At 61.3% G+C, this 18,070-nt stretch carries 15 protein-coding genes; 9 read left to right on the top strand and 6 right to left on the bottom strand.

The window, feature by feature from the left end; genetic code table 11:
* Positions 1-2: 2 nt before the first annotated feature.
* Together prpF and prpD are read left to right on the top strand one after the other, a co-directional pair.
* Positions 3-1,193 (top strand): 2-methylaconitate cis-trans isomerase PrpF, encoded by a 1,191-nt coding sequence (prpF, locus tag ACRESH_RS00905; protein WP_431740160.1) that lies wholly within the window; start codon positions 3-5, stop codon positions 1,191-1,193.
* Positions 1,194-1,242: 49 nt separating this feature from the next.
* Positions 1,243-2,727: a 2-methylcitrate dehydratase gene (prpD, locus tag ACRESH_RS00900; protein ID WP_431740159.1), complete on the top strand. Its 1,485-nt coding sequence runs from the start codon at positions 1,243-1,245 to the stop codon at positions 2,725-2,727.
* A 64-nt stretch (positions 2,728-2,791) separates the two neighbouring features.
* Here prpD and acnB read toward each other — a convergent pair whose 3' ends face one another.
* The gene (gene acnB, locus ACRESH_RS00895; protein ID WP_431740272.1) at positions 2,792-5,392 is read right to left on the bottom strand and encodes a bifunctional aconitate hydratase 2/2-methylisocitrate dehydratase; all 2,601 of its coding nucleotides are present in this window, start codon (positions 5,390-5,392) and stop codon (positions 2,792-2,794) included.
* Positions 5,393-5,798: 406 nt separating this feature from the next.
* Here acnB and ACRESH_RS00890 point away from each other — a divergent pair, with 406 nt between their 5' ends.
* Positions 5,799-6,266, top strand: a complete 468-nt coding sequence (locus tag ACRESH_RS00890) for a DUF1289 domain-containing protein (RefSeq protein WP_431740158.1) — start codon at positions 5,799-5,801, stop codon at positions 6,264-6,266.
* A gap of 57 nt (positions 6,267-6,323) precedes the next feature.
* Here the strand turns inward: ACRESH_RS00890 and ACRESH_RS00885 are convergent, their stop codons facing one another.
* Positions 6,324-7,187: a universal stress protein gene (locus ACRESH_RS00885; protein ID WP_431740157.1), complete on the bottom strand. Its 864-nt coding sequence runs from the start codon at positions 7,185-7,187 to the stop codon at positions 6,324-6,326.
* Between the two features lie 160 nt (positions 7,188-7,347).
* Here ACRESH_RS00885 and ACRESH_RS00880 point away from each other — a divergent pair, with 160 nt between their 5' ends.
* The 4 genes from ACRESH_RS00880 to ACRESH_RS00865 all read left to right on the top strand — a co-directional run bounded on the left by ACRESH_RS00880 (position 7,348) and on the right by ACRESH_RS00865 (position 11,268).
* Complete coding sequence (locus ACRESH_RS00880) at positions 7,348-7,953, top strand: tRNA-(ms[2]io[6]A)-hydroxylase (protein ID WP_431740156.1); 606 nt, start codon at positions 7,348-7,350, stop codon at positions 7,951-7,953.
* Between the two features lie 122 nt (positions 7,954-8,075).
* The gene (locus tag ACRESH_RS00875; RefSeq protein ID WP_431740155.1) at positions 8,076-8,549 is read left to right on the top strand and encodes a MarR family winged helix-turn-helix transcriptional regulator; all 474 of its coding nucleotides are present in this window, start codon (positions 8,076-8,078) and stop codon (positions 8,547-8,549) included.
* On the top strand, positions 8,546-9,742 hold the full coding sequence (locus tag ACRESH_RS00870) for an HlyD family efflux transporter periplasmic adaptor subunit (RefSeq protein ID WP_431740154.1): 1,197 nt from the start codon (positions 8,546-8,548) through the stop codon (positions 9,740-9,742). The genes ACRESH_RS00875 and ACRESH_RS00870 overlap by 4 nt, the downstream gene beginning before the upstream one ends.
* A complete protein-coding gene (locus ACRESH_RS00865; protein ID WP_431740153.1) occupies positions 9,739-11,268 on the top strand; it encodes a DHA2 family efflux MFS transporter permease subunit in 1,530 nt (509 codons plus the stop codon). Before ACRESH_RS00870 ends, ACRESH_RS00865 begins: the two co-directional genes overlap by 4 nt.
* 30 nt (positions 11,269-11,298) lie before the next feature.
* Here ACRESH_RS00865 and ACRESH_RS00860 read toward each other — a convergent pair whose 3' ends face one another.
* Positions 11,299-12,021, bottom strand: coding sequence for a UDP-2,3-diacylglucosamine diphosphatase (locus tag ACRESH_RS00860; protein WP_431740152.1), 723 nt, complete (start codon positions 12,019-12,021; stop codon positions 11,299-11,301).
* Entirely contained in the window at positions 12,018-12,521 is a 504-nt protein-coding gene (locus tag ACRESH_RS00855; RefSeq protein ID WP_431740151.1) for a peptidylprolyl isomerase, read from the bottom strand. The genes ACRESH_RS00860 and ACRESH_RS00855 overlap by 4 nt, the downstream gene beginning before the upstream one ends.
* Before the next feature lie 235 nt (positions 12,522-12,756).
* Here ACRESH_RS00855 and ACRESH_RS00850 point away from each other — a divergent pair, with 235 nt between their 5' ends.
* Positions 12,757-14,460, top strand: coding sequence for a glutamine--tRNA ligase/YqeY domain fusion protein (locus ACRESH_RS00850; protein WP_431740150.1), 1,704 nt, complete (start codon positions 12,757-12,759; stop codon positions 14,458-14,460).
* Positions 14,461-14,469: 9 nt separating this feature from the next.
* Positions 14,470-15,852 (top strand): cysteine--tRNA ligase, encoded by a 1,383-nt coding sequence (cysS, locus tag ACRESH_RS00845; protein ID WP_431740149.1) that lies wholly within the window; start codon positions 14,470-14,472, stop codon positions 15,850-15,852.
* Between the two features lie 41 nt (positions 15,853-15,893).
* On the opposite strand, the gene ACRESH_RS00840 is transcribed toward cysS, so the two are convergent.
* Positions 15,894-17,282 carry a sensor histidine kinase gene (locus ACRESH_RS00840; protein WP_431740148.1) on the bottom strand — a complete coding sequence of 463 codons (1,389 nt, stop codon included), beginning with the start codon at positions 17,280-17,282 and terminating at the stop codon, positions 15,894-15,896.
* Positions 17,260-17,940, bottom strand: a complete 681-nt coding sequence (locus ACRESH_RS00835) for a response regulator transcription factor (protein WP_431740147.1) — start codon at positions 17,938-17,940, stop codon at positions 17,260-17,262. Before ACRESH_RS00835 ends, ACRESH_RS00840 begins: the two co-directional genes overlap by 23 nt.
* Positions 17,941-18,070 lie beyond the last annotated feature (130 nt).

Genomic DNA, 18,070 nt, shown 5'->3' with positions numbered 1-18,070 from the left:
CGATGGCACATGTACCTCAAGTGAAAATCCCCGCCACCTACCTCCGTGGCGGCACCAGCAAAGGCGTGTTCTTCCGCCTTCAGGACCTGCCTGAAAGCGCGCAGATCCCTGGCCCGGCCCGCGACGCACTGCTGCTGCGGGTAATTGGCAGCCCCGACCCCTATGGCAAGCAGATCGACGGCATGGGCGGTGCCACCTCCAGTACCAGCAAGACCGTGATCCTCTCGCGCAGCATCAAGACGGATCACGATGTCGACTACCTGTTCGGCCAGGTGTCGATCGACAAGGCCTTTGTCGACTGGAGCGGCAACTGCGGCAACCTCTCGGCGGCGGTCGGTTCCTTTGCCATCAGTGCTGGCCTGGTGGACAGCAGTCGTGTGCCGCAGAACGGAGTCGCCATCGTGCGCATCTGGCAGGCCAACATCGGCAAGACCATCATCGCCCATGTGCCGGTCACTAACGGTGAAGTCCAGGAGACCGGCGACTTTGAGCTGGATGGCGTGACCTTCCCGGCCGCTGAAGTGCAGCTCGAATTCATGGACCCGGCTGCCGACGAAGACGGCGAGGGCGGTTCGATGTTCCCGACCGGCAATCTGGTTGATGACCTGGTGGTACCGGGCATCGGCACGCTCAAGGCGACCCTGATCAACGCCGGTATCCCGACCATCTTTATCCAGGCCGAAGCCATCGGTTACACCGGCACCGAACTGCAAGACGCCATCAACAGTGATCCCGAGGCCCTGGCCCGGTTCGAGACGATTCGTGCCTATGGCGCCGTGCGCATGGGCTTGATCGAGCACATCGATGAAGCTGCCAAGCGCCAGCACACCCCGAAAGTCGCCTTTGTCGCGCCATCGACGGCGTATCAGTCGTCCAGCGGTAAAGCAGTGGCGGCCGCGGACGTTGATCTATTGGTCCGTGCGTTGTCCATGGGCAAGTTGCACCACGCCATGATGGGCACTGCCGCCGTGGCCATCGGCACCGCTGCGGCGGTACCCGGCACCCTGGTCAACCTCGCAGCCGGCGGTGGCGAGCGCAGTGCAGTACGTTTCGGTCACCCCTCGGGCACCCTGCGCGTTGGCGCTCAAGCTCGACAGGTGAACGGTGAGTGGACTGTTACCAAAGCAATCATGAGCCGCAGTGCGCGGATACTGATGGAGGGCTGGGTGCGGGTGCCCGGTGATGCTTTCTAACCAGTAGCGGCGCTTGGCTCCCTGTTTACCTAAGACAGAGAGATGTGAAATGAGTGCCAACGTTGATCTGAACAACCGCCCCGACTACGACCAGGTACTGCAGGACATCGCTGACTATGTCCTGAATTTCAAGGTCGAGTCCGGGGAGGCGCTGGACACGGCGCGCAATTGTCTGATGGACACCCTGGGCTGCGGCCTGCTGGCGTTGCGTTTCCCTGAATGTACCAAGCACCTGGGGCCGCTGGTGGAGGGCACAGTGGTGCCGTACGGCGCGCGGGTGCCGGGTACCAGCTACCGCCTCGATCCGGTCAAGGCGGCCTGGGACATCGGTTGTGTCGTCCGTTGGCTGGATTACAACGACACCTGGCTAGCTGCCGAGTGGGGGCATCCCTCGGACAATCTCGGTGGCATTCTGGCGGTGGCCGACCATCTATCGCAAAAGCGCGTGGCCAATGGCGAGGCGCCCTTGAGCATGCGTATGGTGCTCGAGGCCATGGTCATGGCCCACGAGATCCAGGGGGGGATTGCCCTGGAAAACTCGTTCAATCGCGTTGGCCTGGATCACGTGTTGCTGGTCAAGGTCGCTTCCACGGCGGTCTGCGCCAAACTCATGGGCGCCAACCGCGAGCAGTTGCTGTCGGCGTTGTCCCATGCTTTTGTCGATGGCCAGGCCCTGCGCACCTATCGTCATGCGCCGAATGCCGGTTCACGCAAATCCTGGGCGGCGGGTGATGCATCAAGCCGTGGCGTGCGCCTGGCGGATATCGCCCTGCGTGGCGAGATGGGCGTGCCGGGCGTGCTGAGCGCGCCGCAGTGGGGCTTCTACGATGTGCTGTTCAGTCACACCAACAAGGATCTGGCACTCAAGCCCGCAGACAAGCGCGCCTTCAGCTTCTCTCAACCCTTCTCCAGCTATGTAATGGAAAACGTGCTGTTCAAGATCAGCTTCCCCGCCGAATTTCATGCCCAGACCGCCTGCGAGGCGGCGGTGACCCTGCACCCGCAGGTGCGCAACCGCCTGAATGAAATCGCCAGGATCGTCATCACCACCCATGAGTCCGCGATCCGCATCATCTCCAAAGTTGGCAAATTGGCCAATGCTGCCGACCGCGATCACTGCATCCAGTACATGACGGCCGTGCCGCTGATCTTCGGCAATCTGGTGGCTGAGCAGTACGAGGATGAATTCCACGTCGCCCACCCGATCATCGACCACTTGCGCGAGAAAATGGAAATCGTCGAAGACCCGCGTTTTACCCGCGAGTATCTGGAAGCCGACAAGCGCTCGATCGCCAATGCGTTGCAGGTGTTCTTCACTGATGGATCGAGTACCGAGCAGGTGCTGGTGGAGTACCCGATTGGTCATCGCCGGCGTCGCGCCGAGGGTATTCCGTTGCTGGAGGAGAAGTTCAAGGCCAACCTGGTGACGCGCTTTGCTGGGCAGCGGGTGAATGAGATCTTTGCCTTGTGCAAGGATCAGCAGGCGCTTGAGGCGACGGCTGTGCACCGGTTTGTGGATCTGTTTGTGATCTGATTGACCCCATCGCGGGGCAATAAAAAACCCGCCGATTGGCGGGTTTTTTTCACGTTAAGTCAGCTTACGCTTGAACAACCGGAATCTTGGCGTTCGCAGCAGCTTCACGGAACTCGGCGATCTGGTCGAAGCTCAGGTAGCGGTAAACGTCGGCAGCCATGCTGTCGATGTTCTTCGCGTACTCCATGTACTCTTCGACGGTTGGCAGCTTGCCCAGGATCGAGGCAACAGCGGCCAGTTCGGCAGAGGCCAGGTAGACGTTGGCGCCATCACCCAGACGGTTCGGGAAGTTACGGGTCGAAGTCGACACAACCGTCGAGTTCGCCGCTACACGTGCCTGGTTACCCATGCACAGCGAGCAGCCCGGCATTTCCATGCGCGCGCCAGCTTTGCCGTAGATGCCGTAGTAGCCTTCTTCGGTCAGCTGGTGAGCGTCCATCTTGGTTGGCGGCGACAGCCACAGACGGGTCGGGATCGAACCCTTGACCTTGTCCAGCAGCTTGCCGGCAGCGCGGAAGTGGCCGATGTTGGTCATGCACGAACCGATGAACACTTCGTCGATCTTCTCGCCCTGAACGGTCGACAGCAGACGGGCGTCGTCCGGGTCGTTCGGCGCGCAGAGCACAGGCTCTTTGACGTCGGCCAGGTCGATCTCGATGATCTCGGCGTATTCGGCGTCCTTGTCGGCAGACAGCAGAACCGGGTTGGCCTGCCAGGCTTCCATCGCTTGGGCGCGACGTTCCATGGTGCGTGCATCGCCGTAGCCTTCGCTGATCATCCAGCGCAGCAGGGTGATGTTCGACTTCAGGTACTCGGCAACGGCTTTTTCTGGCAGCTTGATGGTGCAACCGGCAGCCGAACGCTCAGCCGAGGCGTCAGACAGTTCGAACGCTTGTTCGACAGTCAGCTCGTCCAGGCCTTCGATTTCCAGGATGCGGCCGGAGAAGGCGTTGATCTTGCCCTTCTTCTCGACGGTCAGCAGGCCTTTCTGGATGCCGTAATAAGGGATGGCGTGGACCAGGTCACGCAGGGTGATGCCTGGTTGCAGTTTGCCCTTGAAGCGCACCAGTACCGACTCTGGCATGTCCAGCGGCATGACGCCGGTGGCCGCGGCGAAGGCGACCAGGCCGGAACCGGCCGGGAACGAGATACCGATCGGGAAACGGGTGTGCGAGTCACCACCGGTACCGACGGTGTCCGGCAGCAGCATGCGGTTCAGCCAGCTGTGGATGATGCCGTCGCCTGGGCGCAGGGACACGCCGCCACGGGTGCGGATGAAATCCGGCAGGGTGTGGTGGGTGGTGACGTCGATCGGCTTCGGATAGGCCGCGGTGTGGCAGAACGACTGCATCACCAGGTCAGCGGAGAAGCCCAGGCACGCCAGGTCTTTGAGCTCGTCACGGGTCATCGGGCCAGTGGTGTCCTGGGAGCCGACGGTGGTCATTTTCGGCTCGCAGTAGGTGCCTGGACGAACGCCAGCCACGCCGCAGGCCTTGCCGACCATCTTCTGCGCCAGGGTGTAGCCCTTGCCAGTGTCGACAGGCTGCTCTGGCTTCTTGAACAGCTCGGAAACCGGCAGGCCCAGCTCGGTGCGGGCTTTGTCGGTCAGGCCACGGCCAACGATCAGCGGGATACGGCCGCCAGCGCGGACTTCGTCGAGCAGCACCGGGGTCTTCAGTTCGAAGGTGGTGATGACTTCGTCGGTGCCGTGCTTGCAGACTTTACCAGCGTGCGGGTAGACGTCGATGACGTCGCCCATGTTCAGGTTCGAGACGTCGAACTCGATCGGCAGGGCGCCGGCGTCTTCCATGGTGTTGTAGAAGATCGGCGCGATTTTCGAGCCGAAGCAGAAACCGCCAGCGCGCTTGTTCGGCACGTACGGGATGTCGTCGCCGAAGAACCACAGTACCGAGTTGGTCGCGGATTTACGCGAAGAACCGGTACCGACCACGTCACCGACATAGGCCACCGGGAAGCCTTTGGCTTTGACTTCTTCGATCTGCTTGAGCGGGCCGATGGCGCCTTGTTGCTCAGGCACGATGCCGTCACGGGCCATTTTCAGCATGGCCAGGGCGTGCAGCGGGATGTCAGGGCGCGACCAGGCGTCCGGGGCAGGGGACAGGTCGTCGGTGTTGGTTTCGCCAGGGACCTTGAACACGGTCAGGCTGTATTTTTCAGCGATGGCTGGCTTGCTGGTGAACCACTCACCAGCGGCCCAGGATTCCAGTACGGCCTTGGCGTGGACATTGTCCGCCTTGGCTTTTTCGGCGACGTCGTGGAAGGCATCGAACATCAGCAGGGTGTGCTTGAGTTGTTCAGCGGCGACGGCAGCCAGTTCAGTGTCGTCCAGCAGCTCGACCATGGTAGCGATGTTGTAGCCGCCCTGCATGGTGCCCAGCAGCTCTACAGCGCGCTTCTTGTCGAGCAGCGGGGAAGTGGCTTCGCCCTTGGCGATAGCAGAGAGAAAACCGGCCTTGACGTAGGCGGCTTCGTCCACTCCTGGTGGAACGCGGTTGGTGATCAGGTCGACGAGGACTGCTTCTTCGCCAGCAGGGGGATTCTTCAGCAGCTCGACCAGGCCTGCGGTTTGTTCGGCGTTAAGCGGCTGGGGCACGATACCCTGGGCGGCACGCTCTTCGATGTGTTTGCGGTAGGCTTCAAGCACAGTTATTACCCTCATCAGTGGTCCCAAATGGGTGTCCGGGACGCTCATCCAGAAAGTCCGGCACCCGTGCGCAATACGGCTTCTTGGGCCGCGTAGCCAGGGTTGCAGGAAATCCTTACAGAAGCTGCTTTCAAAGTTTTACGCCTGTAGAACGGAGGCTGATGAGGGCTGGCGCGGGATATGCGACGGGCGAATATCCCGAACCAACGCCGTTCTACCGGATTAACTGTGCTCGTGACGCTTTGAAAACAGCTTCTAACGGACATTGGCGCCTTAAAAAGGCCGGATGATTCTACGGTAAAAACTCGATAAAGGTAAGGCGCGCTCGATGACTTTAGCGGGTGACCCCCGTTAGACAAAGGGCTAACATGGCAGCCTGTTCCACCGCCCAGCTGTTGATTTTTTCATGTCCAATCAGTCAATTAAAACGCCTTGTGTCGGCCTCTGTTCCACGGTTTACGGGGATCTGGTGTGCCGTGGCTGCAAGCGTTTTCACCATGAAGTGATCAGCTGGAACGGCTACAACGAAGATGAAAAACGTGCGGTCTGGCTGCGCCTCGAGCAATTGCTGGTGCAGGTCATGGTGGCCAAACTTGAAGTCTTTGATGCCACGCGCCTGCGCCAGCAACTGGAGCAGCGCAAGATCCGCTTCGTGCCGCACCAGTCCGAGTATTGCTGGGCCTACCAGTTGATCGCCCGTGGAGCGCGGGTGATTCGTGAGCTTGAGGCTTACGGGATGGTGTTGTTGCCGGAGTTTCGTGACTGGGAGTTGCCCGAGTTGCGCGATGCCATCGATCGGGAATTTTTCTTGCTGTCCGAGGCCCACTATCAGCGCTATATCGCGCCGGGGTTTCTCAAGGATGCTTTGGGTTGAAGCCATCGCGGGGCAAGCCCGCTCCAGTGGGAGTGGGCTTGCCCCGCGATCAAATCTTCAGCCTTGCGCCAGTTCAGTCAGGTGCACCTTCACTTCTTCAGTTTTGAGCACCAGCACATCGCACTCCAGCGAATCGAGCACCACCTCGGCGGTGTTGCCGATCAATGCCCCGGAAATCCCGGTGCGGGCCACGGTGCCGATCACGGTCACCACCGCATCGTATTTGTTGGCGGTGTAGGGGATCAGAACATCGGCCGGGCCTTCGGCGACGTGCAGGCGATCATCCTTGATATCGAATTCGGCCTGGAACGCTGCGCATTCCTCGCGATAACGCTGCTCGATGGTTTCCTTCAATTGATAGACCGGGTCGGCGGCCGACAGCATCGGTGACGGATGGGCGCTGATCACGTGCAGGTTGCCTTTGGCCAGGTTGGCGATCTCGTAGCCGTGGTCGATGATGTTCTTGTGCAGCAGGCGATGCGCCTCGTCATGGTTGCCGACATCCACGGCCGCGAGGATCACCCCGCCGGTCCACGGCCGTTCGGTCTTGACCATCAGCACCGCGCACGGGCACTGGCGCAGCAATTTCCAGTCGGAGGGGGTGAGCAGGGCCTTTTTCAGTGGGTTGTCTGGCCGGTGCTCTTTGATCACCAGATCGCAGCCCTCGGCTTGCTGCACGCTGACAATCGATTCGTGCAAGGTGTCGTGCCTGGCCTGCTCATGGGTCACATTGGCATAACCGTCGTCACGCAACTGGCTGGCCAGTAGGCTGAGTAGCGCGGTATGGTCCTGTTTCTTGTCGCACATCAGCAGGTGCAGGCGGGCGTTGGTGGCGCCAGCAATCAGTTTCGCTCGGGTCAGAGCGCGGCTGTGAGCGTGTTCGGGGTCTAGTACCACCAGGATGCTGCGTACTTCTTGCATGAGCGTGAACTCCCTTCGGAAAATGGCGGTCAATGCCTGACTATAGTCGGCGCCAAGTGCAATGGGCGTTGATATGTATCAAGCATAGTTCACTGGTGATCGCCGCCGCTGCCGGTATAATCGCCGGTCTTGCTGTTTGCCCTGCCTGTTTTGTGAGCCTATGCACCTTATTCCCGAAATTGATGCGTTCCTTGGTTGCCGTACTCCCGATGCCTGGGTCCAGGCGGCGCTTGCCGACCAGGAAACCCTGTTGATCGACCACAAGAACTGCGAGTTCAAGGCCGCCAGCACCGCGCTGAGCCTGATGGCCAAGTACAACACGCACCTGGACCTGATCAACATGATGTCGCGCCTGGCCCGTGAAGAGCTGGTGCACCATGAGCAGGTGCTGCGCCTGATGAAGCGCCGCAAGATTGCCTTGCGTCCTTTATCGGCCGGGCGCTACGCCTCGGGCCTTCGCCGGGTGGTGCGTACCCATGAGCCGGTGAAGCTGGTTGACACCCTGGTGGTCGGCGCCTTTATCGAAGCACGGAGCTGCGAACGTTTTGCCGCGCTGGTGCCGCATCTGGACGAAGAGCTGGGCAAGTTCTATCACGGCCTGCTCAACAGCGAGGCCCGGCACTATCAGGGTTACCTCAAGCTGGCTCATCAATATGGTGAGGCGGCTGATATCGAGCGGGTGGTGGAGAAAGTCAGGGCGGTCGAGGCCGACTTGATCAGCACTCCGGATGAAGAATTTCGCTTCCATAGCGGCATTCCTGCCTGAATCGGGGCTGCTTTTGCAGCCCTTTTTTATGGTCAGTTAGTAAGCAGGCTAATTAATGGCTTGACGTTAGCTGTCTAGGCAGTAACATTATGTTACTAACTGCCTAAGCAGGTATCGCCTTCATGCCGCACTTCACCCCCGAAAACTTCCAGACCTGCACCATCGGCATGCTCCTGGGCCGTGCCGCGCTGGTCAAAGACCGCATTCTCGACAGCCACCTGCAGGACTTCGGTGTCACCGCCGCGCAGTTCAAGGTGTTGATCATCGTCGCCCAGTATGGGGTCGATACGCCTGCCGAGCTCTGTCGTTACCTGTCTCTGGACAGCGGTTCGATGACCCGCATGCTCGATCGCCTTGAGCAAAAAGACCTGATCCTGCGCCGACGCTGCCCTGATGATCGCCGCCAGGTGCGTCTGGGTCTGAGTGAGGAGGGGCAGAAGCTCGCCGACCAATTGCCACAGATTGGCGCGGCGGCGATGAACGAATTGGTTGGTGTGCTCGCCGCGGATGAACTGGCGACCCTGGAAAGTTTGCTGAGCAAGGTCTTGCTTGCTGCGGGCGACACCCTGACAGCCTTGCGGATAGGTGCGAAATGAGCGCTGTGATAGATAACGCCAACACGGCGCAAGACCTCAACAACAGCCGCAAACGCAAGACCTGGTTGCTCGCCCTCGCCCTGCTGATCGTGGTCGGCGGCGGTGCGGTGTGGGCCTGGCATGAGCTGTACGGGCGCTGGAACGAAGAGACCGACGACGCCTACGTCAACGGCAACGTGGTGGAAATAACGCCATTGGTAACAGGTACCGTGGTCAGTATTGGTGCCGACGACGGTGACCTGGTGCATGCCGGTCAGGTGCTGATCGAATTCGATCCCAGCGATGCCGAGGTAGGTCTGCAGGCTGCCCAGGCGCAGTTGGCCCGTGCGGTACGCCAGGTACGCGGGTTGTATAGCAATGTCGATGGCATGAAGGCCCAGGTGGCGGCGCGTCAGGCCGAGCAGACCAAGGCCCAGGAAAACTACAACCGGCGCAAGACCCTGGCGGCTGGCGGGGCGATTTCCCTGGAGGAATTGTCCCACGCCCGTGATGATCTGGCCTCGGCCCAAAGCGCCCTGATTAACGCCAAACAGCAGCTCAACACCACCACTGCGTTGGTCGATGACACCGTGGTCTCTTCTCATCCCCAGGTAATGGCCGCCGCTGCCGACCTGCGCCAGGCCTACCTGGCCGCCGCCCGGACCACCCTGGTGGCACCCGTTACCGGTTACGTGGCCAAGCGCACCGTACAGTTGGGGCAGCGCCTGCAGCCGGGCACCGCGACCATGGCGGTGATCCCCCTGGATCAGCTATGGATCGACGCCAACTTCAAGGAAACCCAGCTGCGCAATATGCGCATTGGCCAGCCGGTGGACATCGTAGCCGATCTGTACGGCAGTGAGGTCAAGTACAGCGGCACCATCGACAGCCTCGGCGCCGGCACCGGCAGTGCGTTCGCCCTGTTGCCGGCGCAGAACGCCACGGGTAACTGGATCAAGATCGTCCAACGGGTACCTGTACGCATTCACATCAATGCCGAGCAACTGGCCGCCCATCCGCTGCGTATTGGCCTTTCGACCCAGGTCACGGTCGACCTGCATGACCAGAGTGGCCCGGTGCTGGCCCAGTTGCCAGCGCAAAAGGCATCGTTCGCCACCCAGGTGTATGACCGTCAGCTGGTCGAGGCCGATGCGATGATCGCGCGGCTGATCCATGCCAACAGTGAAGGTTCCAGCAAGACGGCGCGGCGATGAGCAACAGCGCTTCATTCAGCCCGCCGAGCCTGCTGTTGACCACCATCGGGCTGTCGTTGGCGACCTTCATGCAGGTACTCGACACCACCATTGCCAACGTCGCCTTGCCGACCATTTCCGGCAATTTGGGCGTCAGCTCGGAGCAGGGTACCTGGGTCATTACCTCGTTCGCGGTGAGCAATGCCATTGCGTTGCCGCTGACCGGCTGGCTGAGCCGGCGTTTTGGCGAGGTGAAACTGTTTATCTGGGCCACGCTGCTGTTCGTGCTGGCCTCGTTCCTCTGCGGTATCGCCCAATCGATGCCGGAACTGGTGGGCTTCAGGGTCCTCCAGGGCATCGTTGCCGGCCCCCTGTATCCGATGACCCAGACCCTGCTGATTGCCGTGTATCCACCGGCCAAGCGCGGTATGGCACTAGCCTTGCTGGCCATGGTCACGGTGGTGGCACCGATTGCCGGTCCCATCCTGGGCGGCTGGATCACTGACAGCTACAGCTGGCCGTGGATTTTCTTCATCAACGTGCCCATCGGCCTGTTTGCCGCAGCGGTGGTGCGCCAGCAGATGCGCGCCCGCCCGGTCACAACTCAGCGCCAGCCCATGGACTACATCGGCCTGCTGACCCTGATCATTGGTGTCGGTGCCCTGCAGATCGTGCTGGACAAGGGCAACGACCTGGACTGGTTCGAGTCGAGTTTCATCGTTATCGGCAGCCTGGTCTCGGTGGTGTTCCTGGCCATCTTCATTATCTGGGAACTGACCGACAAGCATCCGGTGGTCAATCTTCGGCTGTTCGTGCACCGCAATTTTCGCATCGGCACCATTGTCCTGGTGGGCGGCTACGCGGGCTTTTTCGGCATCAACCTGATCCTGCCGCAGTGGTTACAGACCCAGATGGGCTATACCGCGACCTGGGCCGGGCTGGCGGTGGCGCCCATCGGCTTGCTGCCGGTGCTGATGTCGCCGTTCGTCGGCAAGTACGCACATAAGTTCGACCTGCGCTTGCTGGCGGGACTGGCGTTCCTGGCCATCGGCACCAGTTGCTTCATGCGCGCAGGCTTCACCAATGAAGTGGACTTCCAGCACATCGCCCTGGTGCAACTGTTCATGGGCATCGGTGTGGCGTTGTTCTTCATGCCGACCTTGAGCATCCTGCTCTCCGACCTGCCGCCGCACCAGATCGCCGACGGTTCGGGGCTGGCCACGTTCCTGCGGACCCTGGGGGGCAGCTTCGCGGCATCCTTGACCACCTGGATCTGGATTCGCCGGGCTGACCAGCATCACGCCTATCTCAGTGAAGGCATCAACATCTATGAGCCTGTTACCCGTGAGGCACTCAATCAGCTGGGTGGAGCGAACGGGCAGTCCTATGCGCAGCTGGAGCGAATGCTCAGCAGTCAGGCCTACATGATGTCGACGGTGGATTACTTCACCCTGATGGGCTGGGTCTTTGCCGGTTTGATCCTGCTGGTGTGGCTGGCCAAGCCACCGTTTGCGGCTAAAGCTGGGCCGGCTTCGGCGGGGCATTGAGCAATCGCGGGGCTTGCCCCGCGATAAACCTCAAGGAAAAGCAAAAGGCTGCAGCTGAAACCCTTGCTCATCGACCTGCAACGCCCAACCCTGACGGTCCCAATCGCCCAGCACGATGCGCCGCGCCGGTTGCTCATCGACCATCAACTTGTGAATCGCCGGCCGATGGGTATGGCCGTGCACCAGTGTGCGCACGCCATACTGCGCCATGACCCGCGGAACCTCTTCCGGCGTCACGTCGACAATGTCGTTGGCTTTCATCCGCGTCTGCGCCTGGCTTTCGCTGCGCAGCTTGCGCGCCAGCTTCTGGCGGGTGCTCAGCGGCAGATGCCGGAGGATCCACAAGCTCACAGGGTTGCGCAGGTAGCGACGCATTTTCATGTAGGCCAGGTCCAGGGTGCACAAGCTGTCGCCGTGCATCAGCAGCACCGGCTCACCGCCCAGCTCTACGACACAGGGATCGTTCAGCAGGGTGCAGCCAGCAGCCTTGCAGAAGGCCTCGCCGATCAGGAAATCGCGGTTGCCATGCATCAGGTAGACCTGCGTGCCGCTGTCGCTCAAGGCGCGCAGGGCCTGGCAGATCGTGGTCTGGAACGGCGTCATGGCGTCGTCGCCGATCCAGGCCTCGAAAAAGTCACCGAGGATGTACAGCGCCTCGGCGTGGCGCGCACGACCGTCGAGCAGATCAAGAAACGCCCGGGTAATGTCCGGGCGTTCTTCTTGCAGGTGCAGATCAGAGATCAGCAGTATCACTCAATGATCTCGGCTTTCTCGATGATCACGTCTTCAACCGGTACGTCCTGGTGGCCGGACTTGGAACCGGTGGCAACCGTCTTGATCTTGTCGACAACCTCGGTGCCTTCGGTCACTTTACCGAATACCGCGTAGCCCCAACCCTGGACGTTCTTGCCGCTGTGGTTGAGGAAGCTGTTGTCGGTGACGTTGATGAAGAACTGCGCCGAAGCTGAATGCGGCTCCATGGTACGCGCCATGGCGATGGTGTACTTGTCGTTGCTCAGGCCGTTGTCGGCTTCGTTCTGAATGCTTGGACGCTTGTCTTTCTTCTCTTTCATGCCTGGCTCGAAACCGCCGCCCTGGATCATGAAGTTACCAATGACGCGGTGGAACACGGTGTTGCTGTAGTGGCCAGCGTTCACGTACTCGATGAAGTTGGCCACAGTGATCGGGGCTTTTTCGGCATTCAGTTCGATGACGATGTCGCCGTGGTTGGTGCTCAGTTTGACTTTGGACATGCTGGAATTCGCTCTTTCAAGGCAGTTGAAATAGGGTCGCGCAGGATCGCGATACAAACCTGACGCACAGTCTACAGCCCGCGATACGTGGCCTGCGGCAGTTTTTTTGCTGCCGGTACCGAATATAGGGCCAGTTTGTCGGCCGGACGCTGTCGGCAGCTCGACCGCTTCGGCTATGATAAGCGCTTTGATTCAGTCGGCCTACCCAGGCCGTGTACCCGTATTCAAGGATCCTATGAGCAAGCCCACTGCCGACACCGCTCCCAACGCCGCTGCCAAAGGCGCTCCCGCCGTCCCTGCGAACTTCCTGCGCCCGATCGTGCAGGCTGATCTGGACGCTGGCAAGCACAGCAGCATCGTCACCCGTTTTCCGCCCGAGCCCAACGGTTACCTGCACATCGGCCATGCCAAGTCGATCTGCGTGAACTTCGGCCTGGCCCAGGAATTCGGTGGAGCCTGTCACCTGCGTTTCGATGACACCAACCCGGCCAAAGAGGACCAGGAGTACATCGACGCCATCCAGAGCGATGTGCAGTGGCTGGGCTTCCAGTGGACCGGGCCGGTGCGCTACGCCTCCGAATACTTCGACCAGTTGCATGACTGGGCAGTGGACCTGATCAAGTCGGGCAATGCCTATGTCTGCGACCTGACCCCGGAGCAGGCCAAGGAATACCGCGGCAACCTGACCGAGCCCGGCAAGAACAGCCCGTTCCGCGAGCGCAGCGTCGACGAGAACCTCGACCTGTTCGCCCGTATGAAGGCTGGCGAGTTCAAGGACGGTGAGCGTGTACTGCGGGCCAAGATCGACATGGCTTCGCCGAACATGAACCTGCGCGACCCGATCCTCTACCGCATCCGTCATGCCCACCACCACCAGACCGGTGACAAGTGGTGCATCTACCCCAACTATGACTTCACCCATGGTCAGTCGGACGCCATCGAAGGCATCACCCACTCCATCTGCACCCTGGAGTTCGAGGGCCATCGTCCGCTGTACGAATGGTTCCTCGAGCACCTGCCGGTGCCAGCCAAGCCGCGCCAGTACGAGTTCAGCCGCCTGAACCTGAACTACACCATCACCAGCAAGCGCAAGCTCAAGCAGCTGGTCGACGAGCAGCACGTCAACGGCTGGGACGACCCGCGCATGTCGACCCTGTCCGGCTTCCGCCGCCGCGGCTACACCCCGGCCTCGATTCGCAACTTCTGCGAAATGATCGGCACCAACCGTTCCGACGGCGTGGTCGACATGTCGATGCTCGAGTTCAGCATCCGCGACGACCTCGACCGCACCGCCCCACGCGCCATGTGCGTGCTGCGTCCGTTGAAAGTAGTGATCACCAACTACCCGGAAGGTCAGGTCGAGAACCTCGAACTGCCTCGCCACCCGAAAGAAGACATGGGCGTGCGCGCACTGCCGTTCGCGCGCGAGATCTACATTGACCGCGACGACTTCATGGAAGAGCCGCCAAAAGGCTACAAACGCCTGGAGCCCGCCGGTGAAGTGCGCCTGCGCGGCAGCTACGTGATCCGCGCCGACGAGGCGATCAAGGACGCAGACGGCAACATCGTCGAACTGCGCTGCTCCTACGACCCGGACACCCTGGGCAAGAACCCTGAGGGTCGCAAGGTCAAGGGCGTGATCCACTGGGTGCCGGCCGATGCCAGCGTTGAGTGCGAAGTGCGTCTGTACGACCGCCTGTTCCGCTCGGCCAACCCCGAGAAGACCGAAGATGGCGGCAGCTTCCTCGACAACATCAATCCCGATTCGCTGCAGGTACTCACTGGTTGTCGTGCGGAACCTTCCCTGGGCCAGGCCCAGCCAGAAGACCGCTTCCAGTTCGAGCGCGAAGGTTACTTCTGCGCCGACCTGAAAGACTCCCAGCCGGGTCGCCCGGTATTCAACCGGACTGTGACCCTGCGCGATTCGTGGGGCAGCTGAGGAACGCTCGTGCTTACCATCTACAACACGCTTAGCAAGACCAAGGAAGTTTTCAAACCGCTCGAAGGCAACAAAGTGCGGATGTACGTCTGCGGCATGACCGTGTACGACTTCTGCCACCTGGGCCACGGCCGCAGCATGGTCGCCTTCGACCTGGTCACCCGCTGGCTGCGTTACAGCGGCTACGACCTGACCTACGTGCGCAACATCACCGACATCGATGACAAGATCATCAACCGGGCCTTTGATAACGGCGAGTCGTTCGACGCGCTGACCGCCCGCATGATCGACGCGATGCACGAAGACGAGCGCCGCCTGAACATCCTGCCGCCGGACCAGGAGCCGCGTGCCACTGACCATATCGCCGGCATGCACGCGATGATCCAGACCCTGATCGACAAGGGCTACGCCTACGCGCCAGGTAATGGCGACGTGTACTACCGGGTCGGCAAGTTCGTCGGCTACGGCAAGCTGTCGCGCAAGAAGATCGAAGACCTGCGCATCGGTGCGCGGATCGAGGTCGACGAAGCCAAGCAGGACCCGCTCGACTTCGTCCTCTGGAAGGGCGTCAAGCCGGGCGAGCCGAGCTGGGAGTCGCCGTGGGGGCCGGGGCGTCCTGGCTGGCACATCGAGTGCTCGGTGATGTCCACCTGCTGCCTGGGCGAGAGCTTCGACATTCACGGCGGTGGCAACGACCTGGAGTTCCCGCACCACGAGAACGAAATCGCCCAGAGCGAAGCAGCCACCGGCAAGCAGTACGCCAACTCGTGGATGCACTGCGGCATGATTCGCATCAATGGCGAGAAGATGTCCAAGTCCTTGAACAACTTCTTCACCATTCGCGATGTGCTCGACAAGTATCACCCAGAGGTGGTGCGCTACCTGCTGGTGTCGAGCCACTATCGCAGCTCGATCAATTACTCCGAAGACAGCCTGCGCGAGTCCAAGGGCGCCCTGGAGCGTTTCTACCACGCCCTGCGCGGCTTGCCGCGGGTCGAGGCCAAGGGTGGCGAGGCTTATGTCGAGCGTTTCACCCAGGCAATGAACGACGACTTCGGTACCCCCGAAGCCTGCGCCGTGCTGTTCGACCTGGTGCGCGAGATCAACCGCTTGCGCGAGAGCGAGGCTGAAGTCGCGGCCGGTCTGGCGGGGCGCCTGCGTGAGCTGGCGGGTTTGCTGGGCGTGCTGCAGCTGGATGCCGATGACTTTTTGCGTGCCGGTGCCGAAGGCAAGGTCGATGCTGCTGAAGTCGAAGCCTTGATCCAGGCGCGCCTGCAAGCGCGTGCGGACAAGAATTGGGCAGAGTCCGACCGCATTCGCGACCAGATCACGGCTATGGGCGTAGTGCTGGAAGACAGCAAGGGTGCCACTACCTGGCGCTTGGCTGACTGATCGGCGGTAGCCTCATCGCTGACCTTGCCAGCGATGAGGCCCTAACGGAGCACACCTGTTCTGCAGTGCAATACCAGTTTCGCCCCACCCAGCTCACTCGCCCCGACCTCAAGCGTAAAGCCATGCAGGTCGACAATCGCCGCAACCACAGACAGCCCTAGGCCAAACCCCGGGTGTCGTTGACCTTCCTCGCTGCGATAAAAGCGCTTTAACACCGCTTCACGCTCATCCTCCGGAATCCCCGGCCCGCTATCTTCCACCTCGATCCTCACCATGCCGGCCTCACTGCTGGCGCGTATGCATACCTGGCCGCCGGCTGGAGTGAACTTGATGGCATTGCCCAGCAGATTGGCCAGGGCTTCGAACAATAATTCGCGGTCACCATTGAGCGGCGGCAGTTGTGCAGGCAGTTCAAGGCTCAGACGAATGTCGCCATCCTCGGCCAGAGGCAGGTAGAAATCGTGTATTTCCACCAGCAGGGCGCGCGGGTCCAGTTCGGCAAAACCGGCCCGGCGCTGGCGATCCTCCAGCTCGCTGATGCGCAGCAAACCGCGAAAGCGCGCCATCAAGATGTCGGTTTCGCCAATCGCCTGCTCCAGCGCCTCGGCCTGGGGCGAGTCATCACCGGCTTGCTGGCGGATCCGGTAGAGCTGGGCGCGTAAACGGGTCAGCGGGGTGCGCAGGTCGTGGGCGATGTTATCGCAGACGCCTTTGACCTCATGCATCAAGCGCTCGATGCGGTCGAGCATGGCGTTGACGATGGCGGCGAGCATGTCCAGTTCGTCGCGTCGCGCAGACAGCGGCAGGCGCTGAGTCAGGTCGCCAGCGACAATCTGTTCGGCGGTGGCCTGGATCGCGCGGATGCGCTTGAGCGGCCGGCGGCGCAGCAGGTACCAGCCAGCGATGCCGGGGATGATGGTTAGCGACAGGCCCCAGAGCAGGGCATGCAGGATGATGCGGGTGACCACGAACAGCGAGCCGTTGTCGCGTACCAGGACCAGCCAGCGGCCATCACGGACCTTGATTGCCACTGCGTCGCAGCTGTCGCGCGGCAGGTGTGGCTCATCGGCGTCCAGGCAGCGGCCCAGTTCGTGGATCTTGCCGTCCAGGCCCAGGTCTGTTGGCAACTGGCGGATCTGTCCGCCCAAGGGGTTGAACTGGGCGTCGAACAGGCCATAGGCATCGAAACTGCGTTCTTCGAAGGCTTGGCTGGCGATCAGTGCGTCGTCCAGTTGCTTGCCGCTCATGTGGGCGAACAGGTGTTGGCGCTGCAGCAGCGAGTGGCGGGTGAGCTTGTTCAGGTAGCCCGAGACCTCGAAGTACAACACCCCCATGAGGATGCTGCTCCAGGCCACGAACAGAAAGCTGTACAGCGCCAGCAGGCGACTGGTCGAGGAACTCCAACCCTTAGACGGGTTCGGCAATGGCATAGCCCGAGCCCCGCACGGTCCGAATCAGCGGGGTCTGGCCAGCGGCATCGATCTTCTTGCGCAAGCGTCCGATATGCACGTCGATCAGGTTGGTGCCAGGGTCGAAGTGATAACCCCAGACTTCCTCGAAGATCATCATCCGGGTAATCACCTGGCCGGCGTGGCGCATGAGGAATTCCAGCAACTTGTATTCGGTGGGCAGCAGGTTGAGAGGCTGTTCGCCACGCTTGGCCTCGTGGCTGATCAGGTCCAGTTCCAGGTCGGCGACCTGCAGGCGGGTCTGCGCCATGGGTACGCTGTTGCGCCGTAGCAGTACTTCAACGCGGGCGGCCATTTCGTCGGAAGCGAAGGGCTTGGTCAGGTAGTCGTCGCCACCGGCACGCAGGCCACGCACCCGTTCGTCGACATCGGACAGGGCGCTGATCATCAGGATCGGCGTGGCGATCTTCAGGGTACGCAGGGTGGTGACGATGGTCAGGCCGTCGAGCTCGGGGAGCATGCGATCGAGGGTGATCAGGTCGTAGCCACCGGCAATGGCCTTGGCCAGGCCTTCACGACCGTTGTCGGCCCAATCCACTTCCAGGCCATGGCTGGAAAGCTCGGCGACGATCTCCTGGGCGGTCACGGCGTCGTCTTCGATAGTCAGTACGCGGGGCATGCTAATACCTGGGCGGCGAGTAGAGACTTGATTGTGCCAAAGAATAGGCGGTGCCCGGGTTAAAGAAAAATTCATCTAGGGCGGGCCGGGCCATCGCCGCGGCCCCTGAAAAACAAACCCCGCCATCGGG

Origin of the sequence: Pseudomonas sp. (assembly GCF_050739775.1) — a bacterium.
In the GTDB taxonomy this organism is placed as follows: domain Bacteria; phylum Pseudomonadota; class Gammaproteobacteria; order Pseudomonadales; family Pseudomonadaceae; genus Aquipseudomonas.
Note: the sequence above shows the minus strand (reverse complement) of the source record. Positions and strands in the feature narration are given on the sequence as shown.

Bases quoted from the DNA above. Each gene is read 5' to 3' on its own strand.
- ACRESH_RS00880 (WP_431740156.1), top strand. From the start codon at position 7,348: ATGCACCTTATTCCCGAAATTGATGCGTTCCTTGGTTGCCGTACTCCC.
- ACRESH_RS00840 (WP_431740148.1), bottom strand. From the start codon at position 17,282: ATGCCATTGCCGAACCCGTCTAAGGGTTGGAGTTCCTCGACCAGTCGC.
- ACRESH_RS00870 (WP_431740154.1), top strand. From the start codon at position 8,546: ATGAGCGCTGTGATAGATAACGCCAACACGGCGCAAGACCTCAACAAC.
- ACRESH_RS00850 (WP_431740150.1), top strand. From the start codon at position 12,757: ATGAGCAAGCCCACTGCCGACACCGCTCCCAACGCCGCTGCCAAAGGC.
- prpD (WP_431740159.1), top strand. From the start codon at position 1,243: ATGAGTGCCAACGTTGATCTGAACAACCGCCCCGACTACGACCAGGTA.
- ACRESH_RS00855 (WP_431740151.1), bottom strand. From the start codon at position 12,521: ATGTCCAAAGTCAAACTGAGCACCAACCACGGCGACATCGTCATCGAA.
- ACRESH_RS00885 (WP_431740157.1), bottom strand. From the start codon at position 7,187: ATGCAAGAAGTACGCAGCATCCTGGTGGTACTAGACCCCGAACACGCT.
- ACRESH_RS00875 (WP_431740155.1), top strand. From the start codon at position 8,076: ATGCCGCACTTCACCCCCGAAAACTTCCAGACCTGCACCATCGGCATG.
- ACRESH_RS00890 (WP_431740158.1), top strand. From the start codon at position 5,799: ATGTCCAATCAGTCAATTAAAACGCCTTGTGTCGGCCTCTGTTCCACG.
- ACRESH_RS00835 (WP_431740147.1), bottom strand. From the start codon at position 17,940: ATGCCCCGCGTACTGACTATCGAAGACGACGCCGTGACCGCCCAGGAG.
- ACRESH_RS00865 (WP_431740153.1), top strand. From the start codon at position 9,739: ATGAGCAACAGCGCTTCATTCAGCCCGCCGAGCCTGCTGTTGACCACC.
- prpF (WP_431740160.1), top strand. From the start codon at position 3: ATGGCACATGTACCTCAAGTGAAAATCCCCGCCACCTACCTCCGTGGC.